Below are 14,389 nucleotides of genomic sequence, written 5' to 3'. Positions count from 1 at the left end.
GAATGGATCATGAGATTCGCTCATTTATTTAAAACTTTCAGGTTGATCTGGCTAGCCCCGCTGCTCGTGAGTAGCAGTTGGGCAGCCCTGATCACCACCCCATATATCGCGCTATATAACCAGCCGAAATATGCCCAGGCCAAATCCCTGCCTTATGCCAATCCGCAAGCAACGAAAGGCGGTACGCTGATTCTAGCAGCTGATGGCAGTTTCGATAATTTAAACAGCATGAATGGCAAGGGCAATGTCACTGAAGGGGGCAACTATATTTTTGACAGTTTGCTGTCCAAGTCACTGGATGAGCCCGGTGTGTACTATCCCTTGCTGGCGGAAAAAGTCAGTTTTGACCCCAAGAAAACCGCCTTTATTATTTTTCATTTAAATCCGAAAGCACGGTTTAGTAATGGCCAGCCGGTAACTGCACAAGATGTCAAATACAGTTTTGAACTGTTTCAGACCCAGTCCAATTTTGGCCTGCAGATGTATTTGGCTGATTTAAACCGGCTGGAAGTCCTGTCACCTTTACAGGTCAAAATGCATTTTAAATCCGGACATAATCCGGAAATGGCGATGATTGTCGCGCAGATGCCCATTTATTCTAAACAGGAATGGCAAAAACGTAATTTTAAAGAATTGACGCTGAAACCGATGCTGGGTTCAGGGCCTTATGTCATTGAACACATAGATGCTGGACGTAGTATTAGCTACAAACGCAATCCCCGATACTGGGGCAAAGACTTGATGGTCAATCGCGGGCGTTATAATTTTGACCGGATCAAGTATCGTTATTATCGTAGTCCTGAAATCAAGTTTGAAGCTTTCAAGTCGGGCCAATTTACCTTGCATGAGGAAAAACAGGTCAACCGCTGGGTGAAAGACTACCAGTTTCCCGCCGTTCGGCAAGGACAGGTGCAGCGTTACCGCTTTCAGCATCACAACCCGATTCCGACCCAGAGTCTGATATTCAATACCCGCCGTCAGCCTTTTGCCGATATCCGTTTCCGCCAAGCCTTGAGTTTTGCCTATGACTTTGAATGGCTGAATAAAGCCATGTTCTATGGTGAATATCAGCGCCTGAACAGCTTTTTTTCCAATAGCGAGCTTGCATCTCATGGACGGCCAGGCATTCAAGAACTGCACATTTTAAAACCCCATTTAAAGCAGCTTGATCCGGTTCAACGTCAGGCGGTACTTGAGGACTGGAAATATCCTCAGTCAGATGCCTCCGGTTTTAACCGGAACAATCTGTTAAAGGCCCGTCAATTGCTATTAAAGGCAGGCTATCGTTATCAACAGGGGAAGTTGGTCAATGCTGCGGGTCAACCGGTACAGATTGAGTTCCTGTTACATCAGGCGGAACAGCAACGTGATCTGATGCCATATCTACGTCATTTAAAACGCTTGGGCATTCAGGCCAGCATTCGTATGGTAGAAACCGCGCAATATTATGAACGGCTGCGGAATTATCAGTTTGATATGATTGTCGATACCATGCCGCAATCCCTGACACCGGGGCAGGAGCAGAAACAGTTCTGGGGCAGTCAGGCCGCCACGCAGCCAGGTAATTATAATTATGCCGGCATTCGAAATCCGGCCATTGATGCCGTCATTCAGCAGGTGACACAGGCTCAAAACCGTGAACAGCTGGTGAATAGTACCCGAGCATTAGACCGTTTACTGCGTGCAGGCTATTATCATATTCTGACTTATGGTACGGGCGAATACTGGTATGCTTACTGGAATATGTATCAGCAGCCGCAACGAAAACCTAAACTCTCCGCCGGGATTGATTACTGGTGGGTCGATGCGGCAAAGGCCAGACATGTGGCTGATTATTTCAAACAGCATTAAGCTCCAAGCCTATCAGGGAGTGCCATGAGCACTTATATTCTCAAACGTCTGTTGCTGATGATTCCAACCTTGCTGATCATTTTGCTGATCAATTTCATGGTGATCCAGCTGGCACCCGGTGGTCCGGTGGAGCAGGTGATTTATCAGGCGCAACAGGTCAATGGTTTGACGCATACCGGATTGCAGTATCAGGGAAAGCAAGGCCTCACACCGGAGATGCTTGAGCAGATCAATACCCAATACGGCTTTGACCAGCCGCTGCATATCCGCTTTTGGGAAATGGTAACGCGTTATGCGCAGTTTGATCTGGGGCAGAGTTTTTTCAAAGACAAGCCTGTGACTGAACTCATCTGGGAAAAATTTCCGGTATCGCTTTCTTTAGGCCTGTGGAGTACTTTGCTGATTTATCTGGTCTCCATTCCTTTAGGGATCAGTAAAGCCCGCAAACATGGCAGTCTGTTTGATCAGACCACCTCTCTAGTTTTGGCCGTGGGCTATGCCATTCCAGCCTTTATTTTTGCCATTTTACTCATCGTCTTTTTTGCTGGCGGGTCTTATCTGCACTGGTTTCCCTTGCAGGGAATTCGCTCTGAAAATTTTGCTGAACTCTCATTCTTTGCGAAAATTCAGGATTATTTCTGGCATATGGCCTTGCCGCTGTTGGCCATGGTGCTTGGCGGATTTGCCAGTTTGACCTATCTGGTCAAATTTTCCTTTGTAGAAGAGCTGAGCAAGCAATATGTCCTGGCTGCACGGGCAAAAGGTTTAACTGAATATGCAGTGCTATATCGGCATGTATTCCGGAATGCCATTTTAGTGCTCATCGCAGGTTTGCCCGAAGTTCTGATCGGGGTGTTTTTCGTGGGCAACCTGTTTATCGAGATTATTTTTAATCTGGATGGGTTAGGTGTTTTAGGGTTTGAGGCAATTATCCAGCGTGACTATCCGGTGATTTTTGGTACTTTGTTTATTTTCACCTTGCTCGGTCTGATACTGCGTTTACTCAGCGATTTGCTCTATCAACTGATTGATCCAAGAATTCATTTCAGTTCACGTCGAGGATCACAATAATGTCTTCCTTGATGCAAGTACGCTGGCAACGTTTTAAGCAGCATAAGCTGGGCTTTAGCTGCTTCATTATTTTCAGTGCTATTTTCATCATTTCCTTGGGTGCAGAACTGATTGCTAACGATAAACCCTTGCTGGTGAAATATGATCATGCTTTTTATCTGCCCATCCTGAAATCCTATCCGGAAACCACTTTTGGTGGGGTATTTGAGACAGAAGCAGAATATAAAGATCCTGCCGTACAGCAACTGATTGCAGAAAAAGGCTGGGCGATCTGGCCCATCATTCCGTTTTCCTATCAAACGCCAAATTTTGAACTGGCTGAACCGGTGCCATCGCCCCCGAGTGCGCAAAACTGGCTGGGAACAGATGATCAGGGCCGTGATGTTCTGGCACGGATTCTATATGGTTTAAGGATTTCATTACTGTTTGGTTTTGCTCTGACTTTATTGTCTGCGGTGCTGGGAATTTTAGCAGGGGCAATTCAGGGTTATTATGGTGGATGGATTGACCTGATCGGGCAACGCATACTCGAAGTCTGGAGCGGTTTGCCGATGCTGTTTATGGTGATGGTACTGGTCAGTCTGTTTACCCCGAGTATTTACTGGCTATTTCTGATCATGCTGTTATTTGGCTGGACCACACTGGTGAGTATGGTGCGCGCTGAGTTTTTGCGCGCCAGAAATCTGGAATACGTCTGGGCAGCAAGAAGTATTGGGGCCGGGGATGGACGGATCATGTTCAAACATATTCTCCCCAATGTGATAGGTTCTAGCCTGTCACAGTTACCTTTTATGCTAACCGCCAATATTACTGCACTGACAGCGCTGGATTTTTTAGGGTATGGTTTGCCACCCGAGTCGGCATCCCTAGGGGAACTCTTGCTTCAGGCCAAAAACAACTTAAATGCACCGTGGCTGGCATTGTCAGGATTCTTTAGTTTGGCAATTGTACTGAGTTTGCTAATCTATATGGGAGAAGCGGTACGGGATGCTTTTGATCCAAGAAACTAAATCACAAAAATCTTTAACCATGAAAAAATAAGCAGATAAAAATTGTGTAAATTTGACAAGACTGATTGTCAATTGTTCTGGCTTACGTTATAAACGAGTACAAAATAAAAGTAACGTATCAGGACAGATCATGACTCAATTGGCCGATTCCATTCAAATTCGCAATATCACTTTTAAAAACCGCATCATTAAAGGTGCCATGAGTGAAGCACTGGCCAATGATGCCGGCCAACCCAATCAGGCGCATTTCAAGTTGTATGAAGCATGGGCCGAAGGTGGTTTGGGTTGTGCTATTACGGGTAATGTCATGGTGGATTATCGTGCTAAGAATGAACCGGGCGTCGTAGTGGTAGAAACAGAACGCGATCTGGCGCAGCTCAAAGTCTGGGCCGACGTAGGCAAACAGCATGGCATGGTACAATTGGTCCAGTTGTCGCATCCGGGCCGCCAGTGTCCTAAGGGCCTGAATCAAGAAACGGTTGCACCGTCCGCAGTCCCATTTAGTCCGGCTTTGGCAATGAGCTTTGGAACCCCGCGGGAACTGCGTGAAGATGAAATCCTGGATATTATCCAGCGCTTTGCCACTTCGGCTGCTATCTGTGAAAAAGCAGGATTTGAGGGGGTGCAGTTGCATGGGGCACATGGTTATCTGATTAGCCAGTTTCTGTCACCGCTGACCAATAAGCGTCAGGATCAATGGGGTGGTAGTATTGAGAATCGTACCCGTTTCTTGCTGCAAACCTATCAGGCTGTTCGTGCTGCGACTTCGGAAAATTTTATTATTTCAGTCAAGCTGAATTCAGCTGATTTCCAGCGTGGCGGTATTAGCGAAGAAGATGTCATTTATGTCTTTAAGGCGATGGACGCTGCAGGCATTGATATCATTGAAGTGTCAGGTGGTAGCTATGAAGCACCTGCGATGGCCGGCGTGAAAGCAGACAAGCGCAAGGCCTCGACCATTGCTCGTGAAGCCTATTTCCTCGATTTTGCCGAAAAAATCCGTCAGGAAGTGAAGTGCCATATCATGGTCACTGGTGGATTCCGAACTGTTGAAGGCATGAATGCCGCGCTTGACAGTGGTGCTTGTGATTTTGTCGGGATTGCACGTCCCTTTGCGGTAGAACCTGACTTGGGCAATCGTCTGGTTGCAGGGCATGATGTACGTTATGCGGTTGAGAAAATTAAAACCGGTATTCCAATGGTCGACAAAATGGCGATTATGGAAATCATCTGGTATGCCGCGCAGTTTAAAGAAATTGCCAAAGGCAAGCAGCCTAATCCAAAGCTGTCACCACTAAAGGTCTTTTTGCAGTATCTGAAAGGCAATGTCAAAGCGGTGATCAAGGGACAATTAAACTCGCGAAAATCGGCTTAATCTTTATTAAAAAACCGGACACTGCAAATGTCCGGTTTTTTAATTTCTGGCACTTAGGGGTGCTTTAGGAATAATGCATCGCCTGGGTCTGAAAAGGAAATAATAACTGGCTTAACTGACGAGTCGCCCATAAACCAATTTCAGTATGATGCATATGCGGTGCAGTATAAGGAATCAGTAAATCAATTTTCTGTTCCGCACCTTCACAGCGCATGAAGCGACTTTTTAACTGATTCAAGCGCTGCTGGTCCATACGGCTCATTGCAGGTTCAGTTTTTGCCTGTGATGGGGTTGCACTACGTGAGGACAGGCGAGTTGCCAAGCCTGCCCCCTGAATCCAGTCTTTAATAATCTGTTTTTCAGTCGCATTAAAGACCCCAAACATTTTACCCTCCGGATGATCGATCATTTTCCAGAAGCGGCTTTGTTCTATTGGCGCATCTTTCACTATCCAGCCTTTTTCAATCATGACCTGCAAAAACTCGGCAATCTGGGCAGGATCGGACAACCAGTCATTGATGGTCTTGCCACTAAACTGGCATTTCTGATTATGAATATATTGACCAATCAGCGCTTTATTCTGGAAAACTTTTAAAGCCATCTGCCCAATATCCAGTTCCTTGATGATTTGGGAAGAACTTCTACCAAGGTCATTCAGGACATAGCCTTTTTTAATCAGTTCCAGATAAGTTTCTGGGTTTTCTGCATGATTAAAATGCTGGATAAATGCTTGCAGGGATTTCTGCGCATGACCATTGTGAGCATTATCAATAGTAATGTGCACATTAAAATAATGCGGATCGATACCCAGTTCAGCCAGTTCATAATTGGTGATTAACAAATGCAGTGGTAACTGTTCATAACCGAGATTAAAGCCAAGGACCAAAGGTAGATACTTGGCCGGGGCATAAGCCAGTGCCAACTGTACGGCAGCCTGTTCGTAGTAACTATCATCTAAATGCTCGGCATAACTGTTCAGCTCATAATGACTCAACAGGTCCTGATACATGGTGACATGGTTGGCACGCGGATGCCCTAAACCAAGCTCTTCGAGATAGATGTAAATCAAATCTTTCAACTCGGGCTGATTGCAGTTTGGCACGGTTGAATACAACCAAGCACCATCGACCAGTTTAACCGGTGCAACTTTCGCCAGGAATTCGAAAGCCTGAGAAACCGTCGGAAAATATTCCCGGGGCTGCTGCTGTTTCCGGCGATTGACATAGGTCTGGAAAGTCGCACAAACCTGATGATGTTGTTCTAAAAGATGCTGTTCAACCTGTGCAGGCTGATCCAACCATCCGAGAGTATCAATATTTAAATTTTTAATCAGATCGCTCAAATAAGATTCGGCTTTTTCGGTTTTGGTATATGTCGAAATTTCAGTATCTTGAAAAAAGTCGACCCAATCCTTAAAGCTTTTAATTTGATAATTATGATTTTTATTTGGCGATAAAGGTAAACTTAGCTCTGTGCTGACGAACATAATCTGATCCTTGCAGATTTCTCTTGATTTACCTTAACGTGCCCTCTAAAAGCAGGGTGTTGAATTTTTGTTCTAATTTATTGGTGTATTGCTTTAAATGAAAATGAACGGATATTTCTATGCATAGAAATGTTAAAACAATACAAATTGTAAAATTAAGAATGGGATGGCAGCCCCCAGAAAGAGAGCTAGATTTGAACGAATGATAAAAACAAGGTTTAAAGTTTTCAGAAATAAAATTTGCAAGATAAAAAAAAGCCCGAGTCGCAATGCTCGGGCTTTTTGTTGAGATGTTGCAATCTCGAATATGGCGTCCCTACGGGGATTCGAACCCCGGTTACCGCCGTGAAAGGGCGATGTCCTAGGCCTCTAGACGATAGGGACAGTACAGAAGATAAATTTTAAAACCGCTACTTTTAGCTTGAAGTAATGGCGTCCCTACGGGGATTCGAACCCCGGTTACCGCCGTGAAAGGGCGATGTCCTAGGCCTCTAGACGATAGGGACTTAATAAAATGTACTTCTGAAAATTGGCGTCCCTACGGGGATTCGAACCCCGGTTACCGCCGTGAAAGGGCGATGTCCTAGGCCTCTAGACGATAGGGACGTTTCAGAGGTGGGCGTATAATAGGGTGAAAACTGGGGGGTGTCAAACGCATTTCTGCACTTTTTCTGGTTTTTGGGATTGAGTGCGTAAATTTAAAACAATCTTGTGGAAATACTGGAAAATTACATGGTTTAAGCCGGATTTTTAAGTAATTCCAGAATTGCTTCTACCACCTGCGGATGGAGTAAATAGCCGGTAATGTCATGCGGGCGGTGAATATGCGTACGAATGCCATGGTTAATAATTGCGGGTTGAAACTGAAATGGCGGTTGTGTAAGAGGAAAGGCGGTAAGAAAATCATCAGTTGAATAAAAATTTATCCAGTCGCCTGTAATTGCAGCAGGTCGTACAATGGGTTGCGGTAAATGTGACTGGATCACCTGGAAGGCTAATGGTGATCCTAAAGTAATAAAACGCTGTACATTCAGTTCAGGATGCTGAATAAGATAATTATAGGCAATCACACTGCCCAGAGAATGAGCAATCACAATGCAAGGTTTGCGACCATTCAATTGCCGGGCAATCCGTTCATGAACTTCCTTCATGAAACCAGGATTGTCGAGATACAGATAGGTTTCAATTAGAAATTTCTGAAGCAGGCTCCGATGCAGGTTGGGAAAATAATTCAGCAATAATACAAAGTCTCGTAGTGCAACATTTTTGCTCAGCGTGGTAATAAATTTGAATTTCTGTTTGAAATCCATCGGGTCATTCAGATGAAGCTGAGGAAGATCTGAAATCACGGGCTTGCGCCAGCCAGGACGTGGAACTGGTGCAGGAAGCTGAGGATGGACAGGTTGACGGAAACGAAAGCTAGGCCATTGCTGAGGCATCAAGGTGCCAGCATTCAGGATGTTGCGAACGTTATAGTGTGAAAGCAAGTCTCCATAAAATGGAATGTGAATGTGACGTCATAAATAACTGAATCTGGCATCATGACGGTGTTTGCGAATGCCTTTTTGAAGTATATGCAGCCAGCGCTGGCGGATCGATGCAGCACTATGATGTTGCTGGTTCATTCCATGAATAAAAATAACTTTCATCGATACCTCACGGAGGTCGATCTATATATTCACAGTATAGAGAAAATTGTGGCAAGCCAAGCTGCACTTTTTGTGGCGTTAATGTGTAAATTATCTTTGATAAAACAATCATTAACAGACATCTGTATATTTATAAAAAAGGCAGAAAAAGCAGTAAATTGGTAGGTCCGAATGAAAGATTTTACTGAATAGAGAAAGAATATGAATGGAACGGTAAAAGTTGAATTTAGAGGTTGGCGTGAGTTTTATAGTAATTCCAGGAGCACTTTAATGATGTCCGGATGCTGAATATAACCATCAATATCATGCGGATGATAGATGGAAGTATGAATCTCTTGATTAATAACCGCCGGCTGAAACTGGAAGGGTGGTTCTGATAATGGAAAAGCGGTCAGAAAGTCATCGCTACAATAGAAATTTATCCAATCGCCTGAAATTGCAGCAGGCCGTACAATTGGTTGCGGCAGATGAGCCTGGATCACCCGAAATGCCAACGGTGATCCGAGAGTAATAAAACGCTTGATATTCAGCTCCGGATGCTGAATCAAATAATTATAGGCAATCACGCTGCCAAGCGAATGTGCCACCAGAATCTGTGGCCTGCTGCTATAAAGTTGATCATGAATGCGGCAGTGAACTTCCTGCATAAAATGTGGGTTGGCTAAATAAAGATAAGCTTCTAGCAAAAATTTATGCAAAAAGCTGGCGTGTAAGCTGGGAAAATAATTGATGAGTACCGCAAAATCCCGCAAGGCAATATCTTTGCTTAATGCTGTGATGAACTTCAGTTTCCGATTGAAATTCAGGATATCATCCAGATTCGACTGCGGGACGTCACAAATTTGATAGGTACACTGATCTGGTGGCGGTGCCGGTTGCAGCTGTGCGGGATGTAAAAAAGGGAAATGCGGCCATTGTTGCGGCATCAGGGTGCTGGCATTCAATACGTTATGAAAATGATGCCGAGAAAGTAAATCGCCATAAAAAGGGATACGGATATGCCGTTTTAAATAAGTAAAACGGGCTTGCTGTTGAGGGTTTTTCCGGAGGCCTCTTTTGAAGAGGTGCAGCCAATGTTGACGCAATGAAGTAGCCGTATACTGTTGCTTGTTCATGCCGTGAATAAACACAATTTTCATCGATGCACCATTAGGTTGCACAATATACAATCAGTATAGTATAGATAAAAAAAGAGCGGCCGAAGCCGCTCTTTTAAAACTGATGATTAAGACTTGTTATGATAAAAGGCATAATAACTTGCGTAACATGCTGCAATAAATAGCAAACATCCTACGAAGCTGATGCGCATTGATGGATCAAAGACCATACTGATACAGGTAATAAAACAGAAAACAAAGCCCAGGATTGGCACAATCGGGAACAATGGTGCAGCAAAGCCCAGTTCTTTGGCAGTATGACCTTGTTTATACCATTGACGACGGAAGTTGAACTGGCTTAAGCAAATACTCATCCAGACCACCACCATGGTAAACGCCGCAACGCCCAGCAAGTTGGTAAAGATCGTCTCTGGCGCAAACTGTTCAGACAATAAACCTGGCAATGCACCCAGCATGGTCACCATGACTGCAATATACGGTACACCGCGAGCATTCAGTCTTGAGAATACGGCAGGCAACTGTTTGCTGTATGACAATGACCACATCATACGAGAAGCAGCAAATAAGCCCGAGTTGGCGGCAGACAACAATGCAGTGATAATTACAAAGCGGATGATGTCTTCAGCATATGGGATACCAATGTGCTGGAATACGGTTACGAACGGACTGCTACTCACGCCTTCAGCAGCTAAGCCTGCTTCCTGATGCGGAAGTAAGGCTGTTACCACGATAATGGTACCTACAAAGAAAATTAATAAGCGGAAAATCGCAGTATTAATTGCTTTAGGAACATTTTTCGCAGGATCTTCAGTTTCACCGGCAGCCACACCAATCAGCTCGGTACCAGAGAAGGCAAAGTTCACAATCAGCATCGTAGCAAAAATCGGGAATAGACCTTCAGGGAACCAGCCTTGTGCAGTTAGATTGGTAAATAAAGGCGCAGCTTCATAGCCTTGATAGCCCAGAACACCAAAGATGGCCAATAGACCTAAAAGAATAAAAGCAACAACCGTGACCACTTTTACCAGTGCCAGCCAGAATTCGGATTCGGCAAACCAGCGGGTAGAAATCATATTTAGACTAAATACGAATACACCAAAGATAATGGTCCATAACCACATAGAAATGTCCGGGAACCATTCCTGCATCAGCAAGGCCGCTGCAGTAAATTCAGTTCCAAGAGTGACCGACCATGTCAGCCAGTATAACCAGGTGATGGTATAGCCTGTGCCTGGTCCAATATAACGTTTGGCATAAGCACCAAATGAACCAGATTCTGGCATATGAACGGCAAGTTCGCCCAAACATAGCATCACCATGTACGCGATAATACCGCCCAGGAGATAAGCGAGAATGGCACCTACAGGCCCCGTTTGTGCAATGACTTCACCCGACCCTAAGAATAGGCCTGTTCCGATTGCGCCACCAAGCGAAATCATGACCAGATGTCGAGTACTCATAGCGCGTTTTAAAGGCGCAGAATTGCCCTGATGCGTAGCATCATTCGGAGATGAGTGCATAGGAAATAAGAAATACTTCAAAGGAATGAAGCGAGCTATTGTAGTGAAAAACTACAAATCTGCAATCGAATAATGGTAATTTCGAATAAGGTCTGATCGTATGAGATCAATAGATGGCGTCCCTACGGGGATTCGAACCCCGGTTACCGCCGTGAAAGGGCGATGTCCTAGGCCTCTAGACGATAGGGACGTTGCGAGGTGATGCGTATATTAAGGATTAAGCCGGGGTTTGTCAAAAGGGTTTTTGCTAAAATTCATTTAACAGTTTAAACATTAGGCAAAACAAAAACTTTATTTTATTAAGATGTTATTTTCTGAACAGATTTCAAGACTATAAAAAATAAATATTTGAAAAGATCACTAAAACTTAGTGATCTGGAGCCTGATATTGCTCAGGCTGAGAGTTTTCAGCTGGGGTTGACACTGTCTCAGTCTCCGCAGTGTTGTCATCATCACGGTTGACGATATAGAGATATAGCGCGGACGGGGCTAAAATCAGTAAAACCAGTAAGATCTTTTTTAACATGATACAAAGGCAAAATATGAAATCGCATTAATTATAGCCTAAGCAAATTAAAAAGAGCAGCAGCATGTACCTATTCAGGCTCTAGAATTTAAAAGTAACATCTGCAATAAATTGGCGGCCGATTTCAGTCATTACACGTGGTCTATCATTTGAGGTCGAGCCTGTTGTATAGGTATTCACGCGGTTGGTGACGTTGTTAATGATTAAACCAAAAATTGCCCTTAAATCTTTTGAAATTTCCCAATCATAGGTGGTGCGCATATCCCATGTAAATTTTGGTTTAATTTCAGAGGCTAAATAGGTGTCAAGCAGTTCACTTTCATACTCGACTTTGTCATTTTTATCGGAGACTACAGCCATATCATCGTAACTGTTTTTATAGCTAAAGAAGTTTGAAATACGTACAGGCAGTGTATCGAATGTAATATCCCAGTTTACTCGTGCGGTCCATGGTTGGTTAAAGTTTGGGGCAGGGCGGTCTGACCAACGGATAATTTGACCATCATAAGAGACCCATTCATCTTGAGTGGCTTGATCATAGGCTGAAGTGTAATCTACATAACTGCGGAAGACTTCACTGTATCAAATCCCAAGGCAAATAAATGTTGGCTATCCCCCAGTGCGATCGGTTGACGATTTTTAAGTGTTAAGGTGTAGATGTCAGCTTTGCCACTTCCATCATTGTTATATTCGTAGAAGAATTTTGATCCATCTAAAGGAGTAACTTTAGTTTTTGATATTTCATCCTGATATTTACGATTGACCCATTTTAGCCCTAGATCCCAATTCTGGATTTGTGTATTCAGGCCTAAAACAGTCTCGTCACTGAAAGGGGTATTGAGCGCTGAACTACGCGCACCGCTGGATAGTGCAGTTTGTGTTTCTACCCAAGTCGCATGTGGGTTTTCACGTGACAGTTTGTAGAGCAAATCATTTTGAATTTCATTCAGCTCTGTACCTAAAGTTTGCTGACCATAGTAGCGATTCCACCCAGCGGATAAATGCAATTGATCATTACTAAAGGGTTTGTAAGAGAGACGACTGCGAGGGGAAATATTGATATTACTACTCAAAGAGTCATAATCAGCATGAACACCAAGGCGTGTTGAAAATTGATCATTCCACTGAATATTATCTTCAATAAATATATTTAGGCGATCTTGCTGAGCTTTGATATCACCAGCTTTGTACAGAGTCCCACCAGCGATATATTGTCCATTCCAACCATTTATAGTTAGTTTCTCATCACAATATGGGTCACTTTGAAGGCAGGTAGTATCTTTGCCAAGTTCTTTTAAGTTGATCTTTGTCGCGAGTAAAACATCCTCGACTCGTTTCCACGCAACATTAGCATGGCTATAACCCGTACCTATAGTCATGTTGTGTTGGGATTGACCAAGTTTAAAAGGGTCTATATTCGCTTGTAGGTCATAGGAAAGGACGTCTTGGCGTTGTTCAATATCTCCCATGATGGCGCCCTCTCGAACTACATCGGTATTATTCCAATCTTTACTTCCTTTGGCGTAGTACCAATGCATACTGTAGTTATTGTCAGCAACACGTTGTGTCGCCGAGTTTTGGAAATTAAGTTTGTGTACGAGAGTACCTAAGTTGAAGCGATGTTCAAGTTCCGAGAACAGAGTAAGTGTTTCGGTTTCAGTAGTACTACCTGAATCACGATTGCTGTCCACATAACTTAAGCTATCGAGCAAACCATAATCGAAACCAAACTTCGCTTTGGTTGAGGTGTTTGGTGTATAAAATAATGTTGCACCAAGATTTGAGATATGTCGTTCTTGATCAATTGTTTTAGGTGTTTCAAAACCACTTTTGACTGGGATGATAGACTCTCGTTGAGAAGCATAAGCATTAAAGCTCCAATCATTCGAGAGCTTCCCATAAATATTGGTGCTTAGACCTTGTTTGGTATATTCCTTTTGGTAGTCATCTGTGGGCTCTTCAAATTTACTTTCTTCTAAAGGTGAAATTGAGTTGTAGCGAGCCCAATCGATTTCAGTGTAATCGTAAGTGATAGAACCGTGAATTTTACCTATCTCTGTTTGCGGTGCACATGTTTTAGCATTTACAACCCCACCTGTGAATTGACCATAAGCGGCAGACACATTGCTATCTAATACTTCAAGCTCACAAAGTAGGTCAGTGTTCACTGCCATAGCTTGTGCGCCAGTCCCAATATCTTGAAATGTATTTATGTTTGAATTTGCTGGATTAATAAGTAGGTTGTTGGAAACACCATTCACAATGAAATTGTTTTGGAAGGTTTGTGCACCATTAATTGAGATTTCGGCAGGTTTAATTTCACCTTGAGAACCTGCTGCAAGTTGTGACTGACTAAACTGCACATTCGGATTCACTTTTAAAAAATCGGTAATGTTCTTTGAGCTATTTGGCGTACTTTCTAAATCTTCTTTTGAATAAACTGTTTTTCCCACTTCATTTGCTTGCTGAGCTTCGATAATAATCGTGCTGAACTTAACCGAAGCTTCCTTGAGGATGGATTCTTGATAATTTGATTCTTCTGCAAAACTAGATGTTGATAAAGCTGTTAAAACTGCAATAGAAAGTGGGGAATAAGCAAAACGCATGAGAAGGGTTGAATATGCGAAAGATAATGGAAGTGATTATCATTAAATTTAAGAAGGCAATCAATAGTAATGAGAATTATTTTCATTAATTAGGGTCTGTTGACATTTACTGTTCATAATTAACCCTATAAAGGTAGCCATAAAAATATACAGGCTAAAGCAACAGAACTTTGATAA

General features: G+C 43.4%; 10 protein-coding genes, 4 tRNA genes and 1 pseudogene. 4 read left to right on the top strand and 11 right to left on the bottom strand.

All coding sequences use genetic code 11. The annotated features are described in order from the left end of the window. Positions 1-9: 9 nt before the first annotated feature. The 4 genes from NI464_RS12810 to NI464_RS12795 all read left to right on the top strand — a co-directional run bounded on the left by NI464_RS12810 (position 10) and on the right by NI464_RS12795 (position 5,307). Positions 10-1,851: an extracellular solute-binding protein gene (locus tag NI464_RS12810; RefSeq protein ID WP_253138861.1), complete on the top strand. Its 1,842-nt coding sequence runs from the start codon at positions 10-12 to the stop codon at positions 1,849-1,851. 24 nt (positions 1,852-1,875) lie between these two features. Continuing rightward, positions 1,876-2,922, top strand: a complete 1,047-nt coding sequence (locus tag NI464_RS12805) for an ABC transporter permease subunit (protein WP_253138860.1) — start codon at positions 1,876-1,878, stop codon at positions 2,920-2,922. Further along, entirely contained in the window at positions 2,922-3,932 is a 1,011-nt protein-coding gene (locus tag NI464_RS12800) for an ABC transporter permease (protein ID WP_253138857.1), read from the top strand. Before NI464_RS12805 ends, NI464_RS12800 begins: the two co-directional genes overlap by 1 nt. Positions 3,933-4,062: 130 nt before the next feature. Next, on the top strand, positions 4,063-5,307 hold the full coding sequence (locus tag NI464_RS12795) for an NADH:flavin oxidoreductase/NADH oxidase family protein (RefSeq protein ID WP_253138854.1): 1,245 nt from the start codon (positions 4,063-4,065) through the stop codon (positions 5,305-5,307). Positions 5,308-5,371: 64 nt separating this feature from the next. Here NI464_RS12795 and NI464_RS12790 read toward each other — a convergent pair whose 3' ends face one another. The 11 genes and pseudogenes from NI464_RS12790 to NI464_RS12740 all read right to left on the bottom strand — a co-directional run bounded on the left by NI464_RS12790 (position 5,372) and on the right by NI464_RS12740 (position 14,212). Further along, on the bottom strand, positions 5,372-6,793 hold the full coding sequence (locus NI464_RS12790) for an iron-containing redox enzyme family protein (RefSeq protein ID WP_253138851.1): 1,422 nt from the start codon (positions 6,791-6,793) through the stop codon (positions 5,372-5,374). 308 nt (positions 6,794-7,101) lie between these two features. Continuing rightward, a tRNA-Glu gene (locus tag NI464_RS12785) sits at positions 7,102-7,177 on the bottom strand. Between the two features lie 46 nt (positions 7,178-7,223). Next, a tRNA-Glu gene (locus NI464_RS12780) sits at positions 7,224-7,299 on the bottom strand. 24 nt (positions 7,300-7,323) lie between these two features. Continuing rightward, positions 7,324-7,399: transfer RNA gene (locus tag NI464_RS12775), tRNA-Glu, on the bottom strand. 131 nt (positions 7,400-7,530) lie between these two features. After that, positions 7,531-8,442 (bottom strand): annotated as a pseudogene (locus NI464_RS12770) (alpha/beta fold hydrolase). A 245-nt stretch (positions 8,443-8,687) separates the two neighbouring features. Further along, on the bottom strand, positions 8,688-9,581 hold the full coding sequence (locus NI464_RS12765; RefSeq protein WP_253138847.1) for an alpha/beta fold hydrolase: 894 nt from the start codon (positions 9,579-9,581) through the stop codon (positions 8,688-8,690). Between the two features lie 86 nt (positions 9,582-9,667). Beyond that, a complete protein-coding gene (locus tag NI464_RS12760) occupies positions 9,668-11,080 on the bottom strand; it encodes an amino acid permease (RefSeq protein WP_005107442.1) in 1,413 nt (470 codons plus the stop codon). Between the two features lie 114 nt (positions 11,081-11,194). Beyond that, positions 11,195-11,270, bottom strand: a tRNA-Glu gene (locus tag NI464_RS12755). A 177-nt stretch (positions 11,271-11,447) separates the two neighbouring features. Then, positions 11,448-11,606, bottom strand: coding sequence for a hypothetical protein (locus tag NI464_RS12750; RefSeq protein ID WP_253138844.1), 159 nt, complete (start codon positions 11,604-11,606; stop codon positions 11,448-11,450). Positions 11,607-11,687: 81 nt separating this feature from the next. After that, complete coding sequence (locus NI464_RS12745; RefSeq protein ID WP_253138841.1) at positions 11,688-11,966, bottom strand: hypothetical protein; 279 nt, start codon at positions 11,964-11,966, stop codon at positions 11,688-11,690. 194 nt (positions 11,967-12,160) lie between these two features. After that, positions 12,161-14,212 (bottom strand): TonB-dependent receptor plug domain-containing protein, encoded by a 2,052-nt coding sequence (locus NI464_RS12740; RefSeq protein WP_253138838.1) that lies wholly within the window; start codon positions 14,210-14,212, stop codon positions 12,161-12,163. Positions 14,213-14,389: the final 177 nt, after the last annotated feature.

The sequence above is a fragment of the Acinetobacter lwoffii genome, assembly GCF_024129685.1.
Classification (GTDB): domain Bacteria; phylum Pseudomonadota; class Gammaproteobacteria; order Pseudomonadales; family Moraxellaceae; genus Acinetobacter; species Acinetobacter lwoffii_X.
The sequence above is the reverse complement of the archived record's forward strand: the minus strand, read 5'-3'. Positions and strand labels throughout refer to the sequence as shown.

Coding starts and splice junctions, on each gene's coding strand:
- NI464_RS12810 (WP_253138861.1), top strand. CDS start 10: ATGAGATTCGCTCATTTATTTAAAACTTTCAGGTTGATCTGGCTAGCC.
- NI464_RS12805 (WP_253138860.1), top strand. CDS start 1,876: ATGAGCACTTATATTCTCAAACGTCTGTTGCTGATGATTCCAACCTTG.
- NI464_RS12800 (WP_253138857.1), top strand. CDS start 2,922: ATGTCTTCCTTGATGCAAGTACGCTGGCAACGTTTTAAGCAGCATAAG.
- NI464_RS12795 (WP_253138854.1), top strand. CDS start 4,063: ATGACTCAATTGGCCGATTCCATTCAAATTCGCAATATCACTTTTAAA.
- NI464_RS12790 (WP_253138851.1), bottom strand. CDS start 6,793: ATGTTCGTCAGCACAGAGCTAAGTTTACCTTTATCGCCAAATAAAAAT.
- NI464_RS12765 (WP_253138847.1), bottom strand. CDS start 9,581: ATGAAAATTGTGTTTATTCACGGCATGAACAAGCAACAGTATACGGCT.
- NI464_RS12760 (WP_005107442.1), bottom strand. CDS start 11,080: ATGCACTCATCTCCGAATGATGCTACGCATCAGGGCAATTCTGCGCCT.
- NI464_RS12750 (WP_253138844.1), bottom strand. CDS start 11,606: ATGTTAAAAAAGATCTTACTGGTTTTACTGATTTTAGCCCCGTCCGCG.
- NI464_RS12745 (WP_253138841.1), bottom strand. CDS start 11,966: ATGGCTGTAGTCTCCGATAAAAATGACAAAGTCGAGTATGAAAGTGAA.
- NI464_RS12740 (WP_253138838.1), bottom strand. CDS start 14,212: ATGCGTTTTGCTTATTCCCCACTTTCTATTGCAGTTTTAACAGCTTTA.